The following is an 18,617-nucleotide window of genomic DNA, read 5'->3' on the forward strand; positions in this document are numbered from 1 at the left end:
TCTGACGAGCTGGGCGCATTACCTGCCCGGTGGGCAGGGTGGGCTGGATCACTCGCTCCACCTGTGGAACGTGCTGATCACCGCGCACGGCCTGATCATGGTGTTCTTCATGGTCATGCCGGCGATGATCGGCGGGTTCGGCAACTGGTTCGTGCCGATCATGATCGGCGCGCCGGACATGGCGTTCCCGCGCATGAACAACATCAGCTTCTGGCTGCTGATCCCGTCCTTCTCGCTGCTGCTGGCGTCGCCCTTCTTCGGCGGCGCGGGCACTGGCTGGACGCTGTACGCGCCGCTTTCGACCTATGGCGAGCCGGGGCCGTCGACCGACCTGGCGATCCTGTCGCTCCACCTCGCGGGCGCCTCGTCGATCCTGGGCGCGATCAACTTCATCACCACCATCTTCAACATGCGTGCGCCGGGCATGACGCTGCACAAGATGCCGTTGTTCGTGTGGTCGGTGCTGGTCACCGCCTTCCTGCTGCTGCTGGCGCTGCCGGTGCTGGCGGCGGCGATCACCATGCTGCTGACCGACCGCAATTTCGGCACGACCTTCTTCGACCCCGCCGGCGGCGGCGATCCGGTGCTGTACCAGCATCTGTTCTGGTTCTTCGGCCATCCCGAAGTGTACATCATGATCCTGCCGGGCTTCGGCATCGTCAGCCAGATCATCTCGACCTTCAGCCGCAAGCCGGTGTTCGGCTATCTGGGCATGGCATACGCCATGGTCGCGATCGGTGTGGTCGGGTTCGTGGTGTGGGCGCACCACATGTTCACCACCGGCCTGAGCGTGAACACGAAGATGTACTTCACCGCCGCGACGATGGTCATCGCGGTGCCGACCGGCATCAAGATCTTCTCGTGGATCGCGACGATGTGGGGCGGGTCGATCAGCTTCAAGACACCGATGGTGTGGGCGATCGGATTCATCTTCATGTTCACCGTCGGCGGCGTGACCGGCGTCGTCTTGGCGAACGGTGGCGTCGACGATTACATGCAGGACACCTATTACGTCGTCGCGCACTTCCATTACGTGCTGTCGCTGGGCGCGGTGTTCTCGCTGTTCGCGGGCTTCACCTACTGGTTTCCGAAGATGTCGGGCAAGATGCTCAACGAGGCGCTGGGGCATGCGCACTTCTGGATCTTCTTCGTCGGCGTGAATGTGCTGTTCTTCCCCATGCACTTCCTGGGGTTGCAGAGCATGCCGCGGCGCATGCCCGACTATACCGACGCGCTGACCTATTGGAATTACATCGCCAGCCTGGGCTATGTATTGATGGCGGGATCGATGGTGATCTTCTTCGCCAACGTGATCTGGTCGCTCATCGCCGGCAAGCGCGCGGGCGACAATCCGTGGGGCGAGGGCGCCACGACGCTGGAGTGGAGCCTGTCCTCGCCGCCGCCTTATCACCAGTTCGAGACGCTGCCCGTGATCGACGACGGCGACAAGAAGCACTGAGCCGTTCAGCTGGCTGAGAAACAAAGCGCTCCGGAGCGATCCGGGGCGCTTTTTTCTTTGCGCCACCACGACTTGCATCACGACAGCGTCACGCGCGCCGTGCTACGTGCCGACACGTGAGCAACGCCCTTCCGCACCATTATCCGATCGGCATCGATCCTGCCGACATCGACTTCATGGGTCACGTCAACAACGCCAGCTACTTGAAATGGGTACAGGCCGCCGTGATCAGCCACTGGCAGCGGCTCGCCCCGCCAGAGGTTGTCGGCCGGCATCTGTGGGTCGCGCTGAAGCACGAGATCACGTACCGAAAGCCGACTTTCCTGGGCGACGATGTCATCGCCACCGTGCTGCTCGAAAAGGTGCATGGCGCGCGCGCCTTTTACGAGACGATCATCCGCCGGGGAGATGAGGTGCTCGCCGAGATCAAGTCTTCCTGGTGCAGCCTCGACGCGGAGACGCTGCGTCCGGCGCGCATCGCGGCGAACGTGGTGGAGCATTTCTTCCGCAAGGGTGACGGCGCGATCTGACTGCCGCGCCGGCCATTCTCCCGCCCGGGAACCGCCTGCCTCCATCCACGCTGTCTGCTGCACTCATGAATGGCCCCTCCATCCCCGCCGCCGGTCACTCGACGCCTGACCCGCGCCCGCTGCCGTGGATCAGCGTCGCCCCCCATGCGCCCTATTTCGTGGACGAGACGGGCGCGCCATGGACGCCGATCGGCCAGAACGACGCGATCGAGTGGCCGGATCTGAACGGACTCTTCCGCCGTCGCGATCTGCCGGCGGTCGATCGCCACCTCGCCTGGCTCGCCGCGCACGGTGTCACGTGCCTGCGGCTGATGGTGGAATATGCGCAAGGGAGGCATCGTTATCTGGAGCGGCCCGCCGGCGTGTTCGTGCCGGCCATGGTGCAATGGTGGGACGACATGTTCGCGCTGTGCGAACGCCACGGGCTGCGGATTCTGCTCACGCCGGTCGACACCTTCTGGATGTGGCTGCGCTGGCGCGATCACCCTTGGAACGCCGCAAAGGGCGGGCCGCTGGCACATATGCGCGAGGCGCTGACCTGCCCGGTGACGCGCGACGCGATCAAGGCGCGGTTGACCTTCATGGTCACGCGGTGGGGCGGCTCGGGCGCGCTGTTCGCCTGGGACCTGTGGAACGAGATCCACCCGGCGCAGGCGAACGACACGGTGGATTGCTGGCCGGAGTTCATCGCCGACCTGTCGCACCATGTCCGCGGGTTGGAGCAGCGCCTGTACGGTCGCACCCATCCGCAGACCGTGTCGCTGTTCGGCCCCGAACTGGACCACCATCCCGAACTCGACATGGCGACGCCGATCTTCCGCCATCCCGACCTCGATTTCGCGACGATCCACATCTATCGCCACGGCTCGATCGACGATCCGCGCAACACGGTCGCGCCGGCGGTGGCGATGGGCAGGATCGTCCGTGACTGCCTGGCGGAGATCACGGACCGTCGCCCTTTTCTCGATACCGAACACGGGCCGATCCACCGCTTCAAGGACAAGAAACGGACGCTGCCCGCCGCGTTCGACGACGAGTATTTCCGCCACATGAGCTGGGCGCACCTCGCGAGCGGCGGCGTCGGCGGCGGCATGCGCTGGCCCAACCGTCACCCACATGTGCTGACGCACGGAATGCGCGATGCGCAACGCGCGATGGCAGGTTTCCTGCCGATGGTCGACTGGGCGCGGTTCGATCGCGGGAACCGCAGCGCAGCGGTCACGGCGACCGGCTTTCACCGCTTCGCCTGCGCAAGCGAGGCGCAGGCGGTGATCTGGCTGCTCCGACGCGGCACCCCAGCCGGCGATGGCAGGGTCGACGCTGCCGCCCCACCCCGCTCGCCGCGCGTCACTCTCCCAGGCCTCTCACCCGGACGCTACCGGATCACCGGCTGGGACACAGTCGCCGGCACGGTCGTCGAGACGATCGAGGTGGCCGCTGCCAAAGCGGTGCACTTCACCCCCGCTCCGATCGTTGCCGACCGCGCCTTTGCGATTAATCGGCTGGCTTAGGCTGTCACTCCACGTGCGAAGTGCGCGATCGCGTCGGGCGTGGTGACCCAGTTGTGCTTCGCCTCCTCCCACACCGACCTGACCGGCGGCGGGCAGGCCGGGTCCGTGAACGCGCCCACGCGACACCGATCAGCTCCGGATGCTTGCCGGCACGCGCGTATACCGTCGACCCACAGCACGGGCAGAAGAACGTCTCGAACTCAGCGCCGCTGTCCGCCGTGCGGACATAGCGCGTCGCCTCACCCGCGATCGTCAGCGCCGCCGCCGGATAATAGGCCAACACACCATAGGGGTGACCCGTACGCCGCTGACATGCGGTGCAGTGGCACATCGCGACCGCCAGGCTGGGCCCCGCCGCATCCACCGATAACAGACCGCACTGACATTGCGCCTTCATGCCCGCCTCCCCGCTTCCGTATCGGCCCCTGCGCGCGTATATGCGCTGGCGTCGTGACCACCGCCACACCCCTGCTGCCGCTCGCCGATTGGCGCGACCTGCTGGCGCTGACCAAGCCGCGCGTGATGACGCTGGTGGTGTTCACCGGGCTGTGCGGCATGCTCGCCGCGCCGATTCAGATCAATCCGGTGCTGGGCTTCACCGCGATCCTGTGCATCGCTCTGGGCGCGGGCGCGGCAGGGGCGCTGAACCAGTGGTGGGAGGCGGACATCGACGCCGTCATGCGCCGCACCGCCGGGCGACCCTTGCCGGGCGGGCGCATGGACCGGCAGACCGCGTTGCATTTCGGTGTCGGGCTGAGCGCCTTTTCGGTCATCCTCATGGGATTGGCGGTCAACATCGTCGCGGCCGCGATCCTGCTCGCGTCCATCCTGTTCTACGTTTTCGTATACACGATCTGGCTTAAACGCCGCACGCCGCAGAATATCGTGATCGGCGGCGCCGCCGGGGCCTTTCCGCCGATGATCGGCTGGGCGGCGGCGACCGGTACGATCGACACGCTGCCCGTGCTGCTCTTCCTGCTCGTCTTTCTGTGGACACCGCCGCATTTCTGGGCGCTGGCCCTGTTCATGAAGAGCGACTACGCCGCCGCCGGCGTGCCGATGCTGCCCGTCGTCGCGGGCGAGCGCGCGACTCGGGTGCAGATCGGACTGTACACGGTGCCGATGGCGGTGGCGGCGATCGCGCCGTGGCCGCTGGAACTCACGGGGTCGATCTACGGAATCGTGGCAGTCGCGGCGACGGCGTTGTTTTCCGCGCTGGCCGTACGCGTCGCGACTCGCGCAACCGGACTCGCGGACGCGATGAAGCCGGAAAAGCAGCTGTTTTCTTTCTCCATTCTCTACCTGTTCGTCCTATTCGGCGCGCTGGTTATCGATCGTTGGGTGCTTGCATGATTGATGAAGAACTTGTCCGCCGGCGGCAGCGCAGCCGCTCAATCATCATGGCCGTGCTGCTTGGCTCGTTTGCGCTGCTGACGTTCCTGATCGCGATGGCGAAGATCACCGCAGGACACGCCGGATGACTCAATCCTCGAGCCTTGGAAGCAAGACCAGAACGACCCGCACCGCGCTGCTCGCGGTCCTTGGCATCTGTTTCATGACCGGCCTGGCCTGGGCCAGCGTGCCGCTGTACCGTCTGTTTTGTCAGGTGACGGGGCTGAATGGCACCACGCAGCGCGGGCTTGCGGCGCCGGGTGCCACCGATCGTCAGATCCGCGTTGATTTCGACGCCAACGTCCACAAGCTTAGCTGGCGCTTCAAGCCCGAGGTGCCGTCGGAAACGGTGGCGATCGGCGCGCGCGACATGGCGTTCTTCCGCGCCACCAACACGTCCGCCAAGGCAATCACCGGCACCGCGACCTTCAACGTCACGCCGGCGCAGGCGGGCAAGTATTTCACCAAGATCCAGTGTTTCTGCTTCACCGAACAGACGCTGCAGCCCGGCGAGACGCAGCGCATGCCGGTAATCTTCTATGTCGACCCGGCGATCCTGAACGATCCGGACGCGCGCGACCTGGAAACCATCACGCTGTCGTACACGTTTTATCCGGTGGCACCGGCCTTGGCCTCGCGCTAGAGCCAGCCCCGACACGCCAACAGGATCTGAAGAACATGGCCGGCGCCAAGAACCACGACTACCACATCCTGCCGCCCGATGCGGTGCCGATCGTCTCCGCGTTCGCCGCCCTGCTGATGGCGGTCGGCGCGCTGATGTGGATGCATGGCGGGCATGTCGGCAAGCCCAATGGCGGCGGCTGGCTGTTCATCGCGGGCACCGTCGCGGTGCTCGCCTGCATGTACAGCTGGTGGGCCAAGGTGATCGACGAGGCGCACAAGGGTGACCACACGCCCGTCGTGCAGCTGCACCTGCGCTATGGCATGATCCTGTTCATCGCGTCCGAAGTGATGTTCTTCGTCGGCTGGTTCTGGGCGTTCTTCGACTTTTCGCTGTTCCCGACCGCGATGAGCTATGTGGACGGGCAGGTGGAGCGCGCCACCGAGGGCGCGGCCGCGCTGGCCGCGCAGTGGCCGCCCAAGGGGCTTGAGGTCATCAACGCATTCGAGCTCCCGCTGCTCAACACGCTGATCCTGCTGCTGTCGGGCACCACCGTGACCTGGGCGCACCATGCGCTGATCCACAACCAGCGCGGCGGCGTGAAGCGCGGCGCGTGGGGCCTGATCGGCGTCGGCGACCGTGACGGGGTGCTCAAGGGCCTGTGGGTCACGGTCGCGCTGGGCGTGATCTTCACCGCCGTTCAGGCATACGAGTACGCGCACGCGCCGTTCCCGTTCAAGGGCATCAACTATGGCGCCGCCTTCTTCATGGCGACCGGTTTCCACGGCTTCCACGTGCTGATCGGCACGATCTTCCTGATCGTTTGCCTGGTGCGCGCCTACAAGGGCCACTTCACCCCGCGCCAGCATTTCGGCTTCGAGGCGGCGGCCTGGTACTGGCATTTCGTCGACGTGGTGTGGCTGTTCCTGTTCGTCACCGTCTATGTCTGGGGCGGCTGGGGCGCGCCGGTTCACGCGGGATAATGGCGGAGCCGCCGCTTGCGCACGCGGCGCTGAAGGGGCTGTGCCCTCGCTGCGGCGCAAAGACGCTGTTCGCGGGCTGGGCGCGGTTTGCGCCGACCTGTTCCACCTGCGGGCTCGAGTTCAGCGCGTTCAACGTCGGTGACGGCCCGGCCGCGTTCCTGACGTTGATCCTCGGCACGATCGTGATGTCGATGGCGATCGCGCTGGAGCTGACGGTCGGGCCACCCTTGTGGGTACACCTGGTGCTCTGGACTCCCATAACCGCCGTAGGCGTGCTCGGCTCGCTCAGGATCGCAAAGGCGGCGCTGATCGCGGTCGAGTATCGCCAGCGCGCGGCGGAGGGACGGCTGAAGTGACGCGCGCGCGCCCCCGCGTTCCGGTCGTCGCGACGGTCGTGGTCGTGCTCTCCGTGCTGGTGATGATCGCGCTGGGCCTGTGGCAGCTGCTGCTGCGGCTGCCGGAGAAGGAGGCCTACCTGGCGCAGCTCGCCGCCAACCCGTCACGTCCGCCGATTGCCTTTCCTGCCACCCCCGACGACACGCTGCTGTTCCGCCGAGCCATTGGCCGATGCGATGCGCCCGCCTCGATCCGCCTCGTAGGAGCCGGCAAGCAGGGATATCGCGCGATCGCGCAATGCCCTGGCATGGCGGTGCAGCTCGGCACCACCCGCGACCTGAGGGCGAACGTCAGGTGGCCGGGCGGTGTCGTCGCGGGCTATCTCACGCACGCGCCGGACGCGCGCCCGCTGCTCGCCGGCCTGTGGGACTCCTCCCCCAAGCGCCTGCTGCTCGTCGCGACGCCCGCGCTCGCCGGGCTCGGCCCCAACACGCCGCCGGACATCGGCAACGTGCCCAACAGCCACCTCGCCTATGCGGGTCAGTGGTTCTTCTTCGCGGCGATCGCGAGCATCATCTATGTGCTGGCCCTGCGGCGGCGTTCGTAGGCGCTGGCCAGACCCCATCTCCCTGACTTGCTCCACCAGTCCCGCCCCGCTACCCGGCCGGCCATGCGCTATGTTAGCACCAGGGGGGCCGCGCCCTCGCTAAACTTCCGCGACGTCACGCTTGCGGGACTGGCGAGCGACGGCGGACTGTACCTCCCAGATGCCTGGCCGCGCTGGTCGGCGGGTGAGATCGCGGCACTAGCCGGTCTGACGTATCCGCAGACCGCCGCGCGCGTGATGGCACCGTTCGTCGGCGATGCGCTGTCGACAGATGATCTCCTCTCCTTGTGCGAGCAGGCCTATGGCCGATTCGCGCACGCCGCCGTCGTGCCGCTCGTGCAACTCGACCATGACCAGTGGCTGCTGGAGCTGTTCCACGGCCCGACGCTCGCGTTCAAGGATGTGGCGCTGCAACTGCTCGGGCTGTTGTTCGAGCGGTTCCTCACCGGATCCGACCGCCCCCTGACGGTGATCGGCGCGACCAGTGGCGACACGGGTTCGGCCGCGATCGACGCACTTGCCGGGCGCGCGCATGTCGAGGTGTTCATGCTCCACCCCGCCGGCCGCGTCACCGAGGTCCAGCGCCGGCAGATGACGACCGTAACGGCGCCCAACATCCACAACGTCGCGGTCGAAGGCACGTTCGACGATGCGCAGGCGCTGGTAAAGGCGATGTTCAACGACGCCGCGTTCGCCTCGCGATATCGGCTGTCGGCGGTCAACTCGATCAACTGGGCGCGGCTGGCAGCGCAGGTCGTGTATTATTTCTATGCCGCCGTCCGCCTCGGCGCGCCGGGCCGCGCGATCGCCTTTTCCGTGCCCACCGGAAATTTCGGCGACGTGTTCGCGGGTTATGTCGCAGCCAAGATGGGGCTGCCCGTCGCCAAGTTGATCGTCGCCACCAATGTCAACGACATCCTCGCGCGCGCGCTGACCCACGGCGATTACGCGCGCGGCGAGGTGCACCAGACTGCGACGCCGTCGATGGACATCCAGGTTTCGTCGAATTTCGAGCGGCTGCTGTTCGATCTCGGCGATCGCGACGGCGCGGCGGTCGCGGCGCAGATGGACGGCTTCGAGCGCACCCATGCGATGCGGCTCACCGACGCGCAGCACAGCGGCGCTGGCGCGTTGTTCGCCAGCGACCGGATCGACGCCGACAACATGATGGGCGCGATGCGCTGGGCGCACGAACATGCCGGGCAGGTGATCGACCCCCACACCGGCATTGCGCTGGCCGCCGCGCGGCGCGCGAAACTGGACGTTCCGATCGTGACGCTCGCCACCGCCCATCCCGCCAAGTTCGGCGACACGGTGGAGCGTGCCACCGGCATCCGCCCCCCGCTGCCCGGCCGCGTCGGCGATCTGTTCGACCGGCAGGAGCGGTATGTGACGCTGCCCGCCACACTCGCGGCGGTGAGCGGCTACGTCGCGGAGCATGCGAGCGGGTGACGCTGCAGACCATCATCGGCGAGCCATGGGCCGATTACGGCCTCGTCGACTCCGGCGGAGGTCGCAAGCTGGAACGCTATGGGCGGTATCGCTTTATCCGCCCCGAGCCGCAGGCGATGTGGCCCCCTGGCACGGCCGACTGGCGCGCGGACGCCGAGTTCGTGCCCGGTTCCGACGAGGATGGTGGCGGCAAGTGGCGGTTCGATGGTCCCGTGCCCGCCGACGGCTGGCCGCTTGCCTGGGACGACGTCCGCTTCACCGCGCAGGCGACGCCGTTCCGCCACCTTGGCTTCTTCCCCGACATGGCCCCGGTCTGGACGTGGATGCGGGGGCAACTTGAATCCCCCTCCCGCGAGCGGGAGGGGAGTTTCGAGTGCCTCAACCTGTTCGGCTACACCGGGGTCGGCAGTCTGGCGCTCGCGAGAACCGGTGCGCGCGTCACACATGTCGATGCTTCGAAGAAATCGGTCGAGGCCGCGCGCGCCAATGCCCGACTCGCCGGCCTTGCCGACGCGCCCCTCCGCTGGCTGGTCGACGACGCCGCCAAGTTCGTCGCACGTGAGGGGCGGCGCGGGCGGCGCTACGATGCCATCCTGCTCGACCCGCCCAAATTCGGGCGCGGACCCGAGGGCGAGATCTGGCGGCTGGAGGAACACCTGCCTGCGCTCATCGCGGGCTGCCGCCAGCTGCTCGACGCCGACTCGCGCTGCCTGTTCCTCACCGTCTACGCGGTGCGCATGTCCGCGCTTGCGATCGGCGAGATGCTGCGTCAGGCGTTGGCCGACCTGCCCGGCACGGTCGAGGCGGGCGAGCTGGGCGTGCGCGAAGAGGCACGCGGCCTGGTGCTGCCGACCGCGATCTGGGCGCGCTGGTCGCAGCCCTAGTCCATCCCCACCCGTATCGCCGCCGCCGCCACGAAGGGGGCACCGGCGGTCAGCAACAGGCTGACGGCGGCTAGCAGCTTCACCGCGCCTGCTCCACCATCGACCATGCCGCCGCCGAAGATCAGCAGCGGCACCGCAAGCGGCAGCATGACCAGCCCCGCCACCGCCCCCGCGCCGCGCAGGCCCGCGACCAGCGCGCCCGTCGCCAGGCCAATGGCCGCCAGCCCGGGCGTGCCGATCAGCAGCCCCAGCTCGACGCGCGAGAGCGTTTCGCCGGGCAGGCCGAGCAAGGCTGCCGCGATCACGCTCGCCAGCATCAGCGGCGGGGCGAAGCTGAGCCAGTGCGCGACGAGTTTGGCAAAGGCGATGAGCGGGAGCGGCACGTCGCGAACGATCAGCTGATCGATGACGCCCGCCTCCAGATCGGGGGCGACCAACCGCTCGACGGGCAGCAACGCCGCCAACAGGGCGGCAGTCCACACCACGCCGCCGCCGACGCGCGCCAGCAGGGAGGAGTCCGGGCCGACGGCGAAGGGGAACAGCGTCGCGACGAGCAGGAAAAAGGCGACGGGCCACAAGACGCCGCCCGATGACCACGCGCGGCGGATGTCGCGCAGGATGAGGGCTGTCAGCACTAAGCTGGTCGTTCCGAGGCATGGCCCTCCCCGGCAGAAGCCGGGGCCCAGTCAGCCGCGCCGCGGACTGGAGCCCGGCTTCCGCCGGGAAGGGGAAGGGGCAGGCGAACAGATTGAGCACCCGGCACGTCGATCGGCAGGTGGGTCGCGACCACCACGATCCCACCTCCCGCGCGATGAGCCGCGATCAACCCCTCCAGCATCGCCACGCCATCCGCATCGAGCCCGTTCGCCGGCTCGTCGAGCAGCCAGATCGCCGCTCCGCTTGCGACCACCCGCGCCAGCCCCGCGCGGCGCCGCTGTCCGGTCGATAGCAGCCGCACCGGCACCTCGCGCACCCCCCCCAACCCGACCGCGTCGAGCGCCGATTCGGCAGCGTCGAGCCGCGCCCAGAACGCCAGCGCGTCGCGCAGCCGCCGTTCCGGATCGAGCGCGTGCGCCTCTGCCAACAATGCGGTCCGCCCCTCGTGCGTCACCCGCCCCGCCGCCGGGGCGAGCAACCCCGCCGCCACGCGCACCAGCGTCGACTTTCCCGCGCCGTTCGGCCCGGTGACCAAGGCCCCGCCGCCCGCGCCGAGCGCGAAGCTCAGTTGGGCCAGCACCCGGCCACCGCGTGCGAGCGTCACCGCGTCGAAGGCGAGCAGGCTCAACCCACCGCCTCTTCCAGCGCATGCATGTCCGCGTCCGACAGCCCGAAATGATGCCCGATCTCATGCACGGTGACGTGCGCGATCAGGTCGTCCAGCCGCACCCCCGTCTCGCACCACTCCGACAGGATCGCCTGCCGATACAGATGGATTCGGTCGGGAAGCGCGCCTGAATCGAGCGACGATTTCTCGCCGATCGGCTGGCCGTGATACAGTCCCGTCAGGTCTAGCGGATGCTCCAGCCCGAGTGCCGCGAGCGTTTCGTCGTCCGCCCACTCGTCCACCAGCAGCACGACGTCGCCAAGGTGGGCGCGAAACTGCGACGGCAAGCGGTCGATGGTGGCTCGCGCCACGGCTTCCATCTCCTCCGCACTCGGCGCTTGCCCCATCATCGGGTGCAGCCTTACCGTGCGCGTCGGGCATTGGGTAGGAGCGAGCCGTGGTCGAAGCGTTGAACGAGACGGAGCGCGCCGAGGCGCTGGATGGCCTGCCCGACTGGGACTACGACGAGGCGCGCGACGCGATCACGCGCAAGATCCTGTTCACCGATTTCGCGGAGGCGTTCGGCTTCATGACGCAGGTCGCGCTGATCGCCGAAAAGGCCGACCATCACCCCGAATGGACCAATGTCTGGAACCGGGTGGAGGTGCTGCTGACCACCCACGACGCCGGCGGGCTCAGCCACCGCGACATCGAGTTGGCGGAGGCGATCGACGGGATCCTGGGGGATTAGCCGGCCCAGACATCCCCAGCCCTTCCCCGGCGGAAGCCGGGGCCTAGTTGGCCAAGCCACTCACATAACGATCTATGGAGCCGCACCGCGGACAAGGCCCCGGCTTCCGCCGGGGAGGTACTGATATTTGCCTACTTCTCGGCCCCGAACCCGCGCCGCATCATCTTGCGCAGCCGCCCCGGCATCCAGCGCGCCGCAAAGGCAAGCCGCCGCGCGGTTGGGCCGACATGGGTATGCAGCCGCTCGCCGTGCACCGCCTGCCACGCCGCTTCCGCCACCACGTCGGCGCTCGTCAGCTCGAGTCCGGCTGCCGTCACCGTTTCGCGGATCGAGCGGTTGCTGCCGGTGACCGGACCCTGCAGCAGCGGTGTGTCGATGAAACCGGGCACGATCGCGCGCACCTTGATGCCGTCGGCGTGCCACTCGCCATCCAGCGCCTCCGTCAGCGCGCGCACGCCGAACTTGGTCGCGGAATAGGGCGCTAGCCCGGCCGACCCATAGATCGCGGACGCGGACGCCGTGTTGAGCAGACACGATCCGGGCGTGCGCTTCAGATAGGCATGGCCCAGCCGCGCACCGTTCAGCACCCCCGTCAGGTTGATCGCCACCACCCGGTCGATCTCGGCAAAGTCCATCTCCGCCAACGGTCCGCCCGAGCCGATGCCTGCATTGTTGAACAGCACGTCGAGTCGGCCGCCGGTCGAGCCGGTGAAGTCCTCGAGCGCGGCTGTCCACCCGTCGCGGTCACGCACGTCCATGCGATAGGTGTTCGCGCCGATTTCGGTGCCCGCTGCGGCGAGCGCCGCGTCGTTCACGTCGGCGAGACCGACGCGCCACCCGCGCTTGGCGAAGAGGTGCGCTGTTGCGAGGCCGATGCCCGATGCGCCGCCGGTGATGAAGATGGCTTTCTGGGTCATACCCGACCCTAGAAGAAGAGCTTACGAATGGACAACCGCACCGTTCGGCCGAGCGGATCGAGCAGGTCCGGCTGGAAGTTGATCGGTACCGTGCCTGTCGCGTCCGTCACCCGCTGGCGCGAGTCGAAGACGTTCTCGACCGCGAACGCCACGCGCACGCCGCGCAGCCAGGGCCGCGTTCGGACCAGATCCACGCGCTGTCCCAGATCGGCGAACAGGCGCAAATTGGCGGTGGTCAGCGAGCCGAACCGCAGTTCGGTCGGTGCGGCGGCGGTGCCGCCGTCGACCGACGTGGCGCTGCGAAAGTTGACCGACAACCGCGCGCCCAGGCCGTTGTTCGCATAGCCCGCCTGCGCCTCCAGCTCGTGGCGCGGCTGGCCGCCGCCGTTGCCAATCGCGTCGCCGTTCAGCAGGTCGAGGCGCGGTCCGCCAGCCGCCACCAACACTTCGTCGGTGAAGTGCCAGGTATGGTAGAGCGCGAACTGAAGCCGCCCACCGCCGCCGGGTCCACCGCCACCGAAGCCCCGACCGCCCCTGCCACCGCCGCCGCCAAAGCCGCCACCGCCGCGCCCCTGACCGCCAAAGCCAGCCCCCCCTTCGCCGCGCGGACGCCCTTCACCGGCAGCGGGCGGGGTTCCCGCCGGTGCCGCGCCTGGTTCGCCGGCCGTGCCGGCCTGGCCAGAACTGCCAGGTTGATTGCCCTGCCCCCGGCGGCCACCCGGCGGTGTCAGCCCCTCGAACGGGTTCGGCCCCTGGCCGGCGCGAAACAGCTCCAGCTGTTTCTGCACCTGCGACTTGATCGGCACGCTGAAGTTGAACCCGTAGCGCAGCTCCGACCGCTCGGTCCGCGCGAAATTGACCGGCCGCGTGTCGACCCGCAGCAGCTGCCCGCCGGCGTCGCGTGTGAAGCGTCCCGGAAAAGCGCCTGCGATCTCCGCCGTCGCGGCGGGGAATCCCGCGACCGGATCGTCCACGCTGGCGCGGACATAGTTCGCGACCAGCGTCAGATCGCGCGCTTTTGATGGCCGCACGGTCAGCCCCAGCTTGGCGGTGCTCGTCGAGAAGCCCGCGAGCGCCGGATTGCCTCCGCTCACCGTCGTCACGCTGGCGGTGGTGCCGCGCACGAAGTCGAACAGCCGCACGTTGGGCGTGACGATTTGCGGATTTCCGAGCTGTTGCGGGCTGGGCGCCCCATCCTGCTCAGTGACCGATGCGATGAACCGCACCGCCTCGACGGGGGCCCAGTTCGCGCCATAGCCAAAGGTGGTCAGCGTGCCGAAGTCCGACAGCTCCTCGACCGCCGCGTTGAAATTGACCGACAGGTTGCCGATCGCGTCGAGGACACCTTGCGCCCGGTTGGAGACGGGCAGGTCCAGGTTCACGCGAGCGTTCGCACTGTCGCGCGACACCGCGCCCGCCTGCGTGATGCCGGCGCGCGTCGAGCGGCTGGAAAAGTCGTTCAGGTCACCACCCAGGCTGACGCTGGTCACCACCTCGCCAGCCGGCAGGCGGAACACGGCCCCGCTCGCCTGCGCGTCCAGCGCGACGTTCTGGCTGGTGAAGGTCGAGCGATTGGCGGCGAGCCGGGGCAGGTCGAGCGGGCCGAAGGGATTGGCCGTCGGGTCGTTTGCGTTCAGCCGGGCCTGGAACGGGCTTGCATCGACGCCGGCATCGGTGGTCGTCCGCCCGTCGATGCGGTCGTAGCCGCCGATCAGCGACCAGCGCCAACGGCCGAGATCGCCGTTGAAGGTCGCGCCAACCCGGCTGGTGATCGTGTTCGTCCGTTGCGTCAGCGGCTCGCCGTCTATTGCACGCTGGACCAGCACCGGCCCGCTGAACGGCGAAAAGGGATTGCCCTCGGGCAGGCTCAGCGAGACGGTGGGCAGGCCTTGCAGCGAGCGCCCGTTACTCGCCTCGATCCGGCCGCTCAGCGTCGCACCGATATTGCCAAAGATGTTCTGCGCGTAGCTGGCGTTCGCCGACAGGTTGCGGCTCTGGCCCATCAGCGTGCGGTAAGCGCCGGGGTCGGTGACGTTCGCACCAGCAGCGCCAAACGCCGCCAGGCTGCGCGTGCCGGTCGGCACCCCGACCAGCGTTGCCGTGCCAAGGCCCGGGATCGCGGCGCCGTTCAGGCCGGCGACGTTGCCGCCGATCGCGAACGGGCTGGCGGTAAAGGCGATGTCGCGGTCCGCTTCGAGCAGCGCGTCGCTCTGCCGATAGCTGCCGTGCAGGTTGAACCGGCGGTCGCGGCGGATGGTGAGCAGGTCGAGTTCCGCCTCCGGCTGGAACCGGTCACCGCGCGTCGTGACACGCGCGCCCGCCTCCGCCGTCACCGCATTGAAACGCCGGCGCAGGACGAAGTTCACCACGCGTTGGTCAGCGCGGTAGCCGTATTTCAGCGCCACCTCTTCGGGCAGGATGTCGACCCGGGCGATCGCCTCGGTGGGCAGGTCGCGGATTTCGGCGAAGCTGGAGATGCGACGACCGTTCAGCAGCGTGACCGGCTGTCCGCCCTGGCCGCGGCCCGAGCGCGTCTGCGGGGCCAGTTCCGCCAGCAACTCCGCCACCGAACTGACGCCATAGGAGCGGATGTCGGCGGGGCCGAGCTGTTCCTCGGGCGGAATGTCGCCGACCACCGCCCCGGGCAGGCCGCGCGTGCCGCGCACGATGATCTCGGGCTCCTCGGGTTCCTCGTCGTCCTGCTGCGGAGCGGGAGCGGGAGCGGGAGCGGCGACGGGAGGCGGTGGGGTTTGCTGGGCGGTCGCCAGCGCAGGCACAGCAACCGCAACAAGGAACAACCACCGACGCATCGAAACTTCCAATCTGCAGGCGACGGCATGGCGAGAGCCAGCCAGTGTCGCGGGAACGCACGGCCGCATGCCGAGGCGCGGGTTAATCGACCCTGACTAGCCCCACCGCATATTCCTGCGCCTTTCGCGCATAATGCGCTGCCGACACCCGCAGCGCGGCGATGGCGGCCGAATCCAGCGCGCGGACCGCGCGGGCGGGTGCCCCGACAATGAGGTTGCCGGGCGCGAAGCTCTTGCCCTCAGTCACCAGCGCGCCCGCGCCGACCAGACAGTCTTCGCCGATCACGGCGCGGTTCAGCACGGTCGCCCCCATGCCGACGAGCACGTTCGCGCCCAGCGTGCAGCCGTGCAGGATCGCGTGGTGGCCCACGGTGCAGCCTTCCCCGACCGTGCAGGGCGCGCCGGGATCGGAGTGCAGCATCGCCCCTTCCTGAATGTTCGCGCGCGCGCCCACCACGATCGGCGTGTTGTCGGCGCGGATGACCGCGCCGAACCATACCGACGCGCCCTCGCCGATATGGACGTCGCCGATCAGCTCCGCCGACGGCGCGATCCAGGCCGAGGGGTGGACGGTCGGCCGGGTGCCGGCGATCTCGTATTGGGGCATCAGCCGGCCGCCTTCGCCTGTTGCCGGAACCGGTGCAGCAGCGGCTCCGTATAGCCGTTGGGCTGCTCGACCCCCTCGAACACGAGCGCGCGCGCCGCCTGCATCGCCAGACTGTCGGGCGTCAGCGCGCGATACAGCGGATCGCCCGCATTCTGCGCGTCGACCTTTGCCGCCATGCGCGTGAACGCCGCCTCCACCTCCTCGCGCGTAGTGACGCCGTGCGCGAGCCAGTTAGCGAGGTGCTGCGATGAAATGCGCAGCGTCGCGCGGTCCTCCATCAGGCCCACATCGTGGATGTCGGGAACCTTGGAACAGCCGACGCCCTGATCGATCCAGCGCACGACATAGCCCAGGATCCCCTGCGCATTGTTGTCCAGCTCTTCGCGGACCTCCTCGGGCCGCCAATTATGACCCGTCGCGGTCGGCACTCTGAGCAGATCGGCGAGCGGTGCCACCGGCTCGGCGCGGCGCGCCTCCTGCCGGGCGTGGACGTCGACGCGGTGATAATGCGTCGCGTGCAGCGTCGCCGCGGTCGGCGACGGCACCCAGGCGGTCGTCGCCCCGGTCTGTGGATGCGCGATCTTCTGCGCGAGCATGTCCGCCATCATGTCGGGCGCGGCCCACATCCCCTTGCCGATCTGCGCCTTGCCCGCGAGACCACAGGCGAGCCCGATCTGGACGTTGCGGTTCTCGTAAGCTTGGATCCAGCTCGACGCCTTCATCTCCGCCTTGCGGATCATCGGCCCGGCACGCATCGCGGTGTGCATCTCGTCGCCGGTACGATCGAGAAAGCCGGTGTTGATGAACACGATCCGGTCGCGAACGGCATGGATGCAGGCGGCGAGGTTGGCGGACGTGCGCCGCTCCTCGTCCATCACGCCGACCTTGATCGTGTGGCGGTCGAGCCCAAGCAGGTCCTCGACCGCGTCGAACAGCGTGTTGGTGAACGCCGCCTCGTCGGGCCCGTGCATCTTGGGCTTGACGATGTAGACCGACCCGGCGCGGCTGTTGCGGAACTTGCCCGCGCCGTTCAGGTCGTGAACGCCGCACAGGGAGGTGACGATGGCGTCGAGGATGCCTTCGGGTGCTTCCGAGCCGTCCGGCAGCAGCACGGCCGGCGTGGTCATCAGATGCCCGACATTGCGCACGAACATCAGCGCGCGGCCGGGCAGGACGAGCTCGCCGTCATCAGTCCGATAGTGCCGATCTTGAGCAAGTGAGCGGGTGACGGTGCGATCGCCCTTCTCGAAGCTCTCGGCGAGGTCGCCGCGCATCACGCCCAGCCAGTTGCGATACGCCGCGACCTTGTCGTCGGCGTCGACCGCCGCGATCGAGTCCTCCAGATCGACGATGGTCGTGATCGCGGACTCGAGCACAACGTCCGCTATACCCGCGGGATCGTCCCGGCCGATCGGGTGCGCACGGTCGATGACGACCTCGATGTGCAAGCCGTGATGGCGAAGTAACATAGATCGGTCCGTTTTGCCCACGATCTCTCCGCCACCCAATGCGGAAAAAGCGATTAGAAAGGTCTCCAGCTCATCGATGGATGCTGCCTCTACATCAGCCCAAGTCCCAGCGATCAGAGGAACGGCTTCGTCTAGGAACGCCTTGGCCCAGGCGATCACCTGCCCGCCACGCGCCGTGTCATAGGCACCGCCCGGATTGGACGAGCCCAGCGCGTCGGTCCCGTAAAGCGCGTCGTACAGACTACCCCACCGCGCGTTGGCGGCATTGAGCAGGAAGCGTGCATTAAGCACCGGCACCACCAGCTGCGGCCCGGCGATCCTTGCAACCTCGTCGTCGACGTTGGTGGGCGCGACCTGGAACGGCGCGGGCTCGTCGACGAGATAGCCGATCGAGCGCAGGAACGCCTCGTCCACAGCCTCGCCGCCCGCGTAGCGCGCGTCGATCTGTGCCTGCAGCTCGTCGCGCCGCGCGAGCAGGGTGCGGTTCTCGGGCACGAGCCGCGCGAAGATCTCCGCCACGCCGCGCCAGAAGGCCGCCGCATCGATCCCGGTGCCCGGCAGCGCTTCGCTTTCGAGGAATTGGACAAGGGATTCGGCGATGGTCAGCCCGGCTCGATCAATCATCCGTCCACTCCATTCGTCCACAGAGCGGCGCGCTTGCCCCGTCGCCAGAACCTTCGCAAGGGTGCTGGCGCCTAGCGTCTCACCGCTTCAAAGCAGATAGTCCTTCCCCGGCGGAAGCCGGTGCCCAGTCGGCCGCGCCGCGGACTGGACCCCGGCTTCCGCCGGGGAAGAACGGCCGGCATCATCCTACGCCAGCGCCGCCCGCGCATGCTCCGCGATCAACCCGACGATCCGCCCGATCAGCGCCGGCGGCAGGTCGTGGCCCATGCCAGCAATCTCCTCCAGCCGCGCGCCCGGGATCGAGGCGGCGGTGTCGCGCCCGCCCGCCAGCGGCACCAGCGGGTCGTCGGTGCCATGAATAACCAAGGTCGGCGCGGTGATCGTCTTGAGCCTTGGACG

General features: G+C 68.2%; 20 protein-coding genes and 1 pseudogene. 12 read left to right on the plus strand and 9 right to left on the minus strand.

Going from position 1 to position 18,617, the window contains the following annotated elements; genetic code table 11:
- The 3 genes from JWN21_RS07495 to JWN21_RS07505 form a co-directional block, all read left to right on the plus strand.
- A partial coding sequence (locus tag JWN21_RS07495) for a cytochrome c oxidase subunit 1 (RefSeq protein WP_299647820.1) occupies positions 1 to 1,459 on the plus strand: 1,459 nt, incomplete at its 5' end.
- A gap of 116 nt (positions 1,460 to 1,575) precedes the next feature.
- Complete coding sequence (locus JWN21_RS07500) at positions 1,576 to 1,989, plus strand: thioesterase family protein (protein ID WP_299647822.1); 414 nt, start codon at positions 1,576 to 1,578, stop codon at positions 1,987 to 1,989.
- A 65-nt stretch (positions 1,990 to 2,054) separates the two neighbouring features.
- Positions 2,055 to 3,500, plus strand: coding sequence for a hypothetical protein (locus JWN21_RS07505; protein ID WP_299647824.1), 1,446 nt, complete (start codon positions 2,055 to 2,057; stop codon positions 3,498 to 3,500).
- A gap of 4 nt (positions 3,501 to 3,504) precedes the next feature.
- Here the strand turns inward: JWN21_RS07505 and JWN21_RS13970 are convergent, their stop codons facing one another.
- Positions 3,505 to 3,897 (minus strand): GFA family protein, encoded by a 393-nt coding sequence (locus tag JWN21_RS13970; protein WP_367182922.1) that lies wholly within the window; start codon positions 3,895 to 3,897, stop codon positions 3,505 to 3,507.
- Positions 3,898 to 3,950: 53 nt separating this feature from the next.
- Between JWN21_RS13970 and JWN21_RS07510 the strand changes: the two genes are divergently transcribed.
- The 8 genes from JWN21_RS07510 (at position 3,951) to JWN21_RS07545 (ending at position 9,776) form a co-directional block, all read left to right on the plus strand.
- A complete protein-coding gene (locus tag JWN21_RS07510) occupies positions 3,951 to 4,853 on the plus strand; it encodes a heme o synthase (RefSeq protein WP_299647826.1) in 903 nt (300 codons plus the stop codon).
- Positions 4,850 to 4,981: a hypothetical protein gene (locus JWN21_RS07515; RefSeq protein WP_299647829.1), complete on the plus strand. Its 132-nt coding sequence runs from the start codon at positions 4,850 to 4,852 to the stop codon at positions 4,979 to 4,981. Before JWN21_RS07510 ends, JWN21_RS07515 begins: the two co-directional genes overlap by 4 nt.
- Positions 4,978 to 5,535, plus strand: coding sequence for a cytochrome c oxidase assembly protein (locus tag JWN21_RS07520; RefSeq protein ID WP_299647832.1), 558 nt, complete (start codon positions 4,978 to 4,980; stop codon positions 5,533 to 5,535). Before JWN21_RS07515 ends, JWN21_RS07520 begins: the two co-directional genes overlap by 4 nt.
- A gap of 35 nt (positions 5,536 to 5,570) precedes the next feature.
- Positions 5,571 to 6,497, plus strand: coding sequence for a cytochrome c oxidase subunit 3 (locus tag JWN21_RS07525; RefSeq protein ID WP_299647835.1), 927 nt, complete (start codon positions 5,571 to 5,573; stop codon positions 6,495 to 6,497).
- Entirely contained in the window at positions 6,497 to 6,853 is a 357-nt protein-coding gene (locus JWN21_RS07530) for a DUF983 domain-containing protein (protein ID WP_299647837.1), read from the plus strand. The genes JWN21_RS07525 and JWN21_RS07530 overlap by 1 nt, the downstream gene beginning before the upstream one ends.
- Positions 6,854 to 6,915: 62 nt before the next feature.
- Positions 6,916 to 7,440 (plus strand): SURF1 family cytochrome oxidase biogenesis protein, encoded by a 525-nt coding sequence (locus JWN21_RS07535; protein WP_299647863.1) that lies wholly within the window; start codon positions 6,916 to 6,918, stop codon positions 7,438 to 7,440.
- Between the two features lie 63 nt (positions 7,441 to 7,503).
- Complete coding sequence (gene thrC / locus JWN21_RS07540; RefSeq protein WP_299647840.1) at positions 7,504 to 8,892, plus strand: threonine synthase; 1,389 nt, start codon at positions 7,504 to 7,506, stop codon at positions 8,890 to 8,892.
- The gene (locus tag JWN21_RS07545; RefSeq protein WP_299647843.1) at positions 8,889 to 9,776 is read left to right on the plus strand and encodes an RsmD family RNA methyltransferase; all 888 of its coding nucleotides are present in this window, start codon (positions 8,889 to 8,891) and stop codon (positions 9,774 to 9,776) included. Before thrC ends, JWN21_RS07545 begins: the two co-directional genes overlap by 4 nt.
- Here the strand turns inward: JWN21_RS07545 and JWN21_RS07550 are convergent.
- The 3 genes and pseudogenes from JWN21_RS07550 to JWN21_RS07560 form a co-directional block, all read right to left on the minus strand.
- Complete coding sequence (locus JWN21_RS07550) at positions 9,773 to 10,408, minus strand: heme exporter protein CcmB (RefSeq protein ID WP_299647866.1); 636 nt, start codon at positions 10,406 to 10,408, stop codon at positions 9,773 to 9,775. The genes JWN21_RS07545 and JWN21_RS07550 overlap by 4 nt on opposite strands.
- Before the next feature lie 104 nt (positions 10,409 to 10,512).
- A pseudogene (gene ccmA, locus JWN21_RS07555) lies at positions 10,513 to 11,061 on the minus strand (heme ABC exporter ATP-binding protein CcmA); the annotation flags it as partial.
- A complete protein-coding gene (locus JWN21_RS07560) occupies positions 11,058 to 11,420 on the minus strand; it encodes a metallopeptidase family protein (RefSeq protein WP_299647869.1) in 363 nt (120 codons plus the stop codon). The gene JWN21_RS07560 and the pseudogene ccmA, both read right to left, overlap by 4 nt.
- Before the next feature lie 77 nt (positions 11,421 to 11,497).
- Here JWN21_RS07560 and JWN21_RS07565 point away from each other — a divergent pair, with 77 nt between their 5' ends.
- A complete protein-coding gene (locus tag JWN21_RS07565) occupies positions 11,498 to 11,791 on the plus strand; it encodes a 4a-hydroxytetrahydrobiopterin dehydratase (RefSeq protein WP_299647845.1) in 294 nt (97 codons plus the stop codon).
- Between the two features lie 131 nt (positions 11,792 to 11,922).
- On the opposite strand, the gene JWN21_RS07570 is transcribed toward JWN21_RS07565, so the two are convergent.
- The 5 genes from JWN21_RS07570 to JWN21_RS07590 all read right to left on the minus strand — a co-directional run.
- Positions 11,923 to 12,708, minus strand: coding sequence for an SDR family oxidoreductase (locus tag JWN21_RS07570; RefSeq protein WP_299647848.1), 786 nt, complete (start codon positions 12,706 to 12,708; stop codon positions 11,923 to 11,925).
- Positions 12,709 to 12,716: 8 nt separating this feature from the next.
- Positions 12,717 to 15,518, minus strand: a complete 2,802-nt coding sequence (locus JWN21_RS07575; protein WP_299647851.1) for a TonB-dependent receptor — start codon at positions 15,516 to 15,518, stop codon at positions 12,717 to 12,719.
- A gap of 82 nt (positions 15,519 to 15,600) precedes the next feature.
- Positions 15,601 to 16,125: a gamma carbonic anhydrase family protein gene (locus JWN21_RS07580; protein WP_299647854.1), complete on the minus strand. Its 525-nt coding sequence runs from the start codon at positions 16,123 to 16,125 to the stop codon at positions 15,601 to 15,603.
- Positions 16,125 to 18,218, minus strand: coding sequence for a malate synthase G (locus JWN21_RS07585; protein ID WP_299647857.1), 2,094 nt, complete (start codon positions 18,216 to 18,218; stop codon positions 16,125 to 16,127). Before JWN21_RS07585 ends, JWN21_RS07580 begins: the two co-directional genes overlap by 1 nt.
- 186 nt (positions 18,219 to 18,404) lie before the next feature.
- Positions 18,405 to 18,617 (minus strand): alpha/beta fold hydrolase (locus JWN21_RS07590; protein WP_299647860.1); only part of this gene is annotated, 213 nt, incomplete at its 5' end.

This window comes from Sphingomonas bacterium, from assembly GCF_028292945.1.
In the GTDB taxonomy this organism is placed as follows: Bacteria; Pseudomonadota; Alphaproteobacteria; order Sphingomonadales; family Sphingomonadaceae; genus Sphingomonas.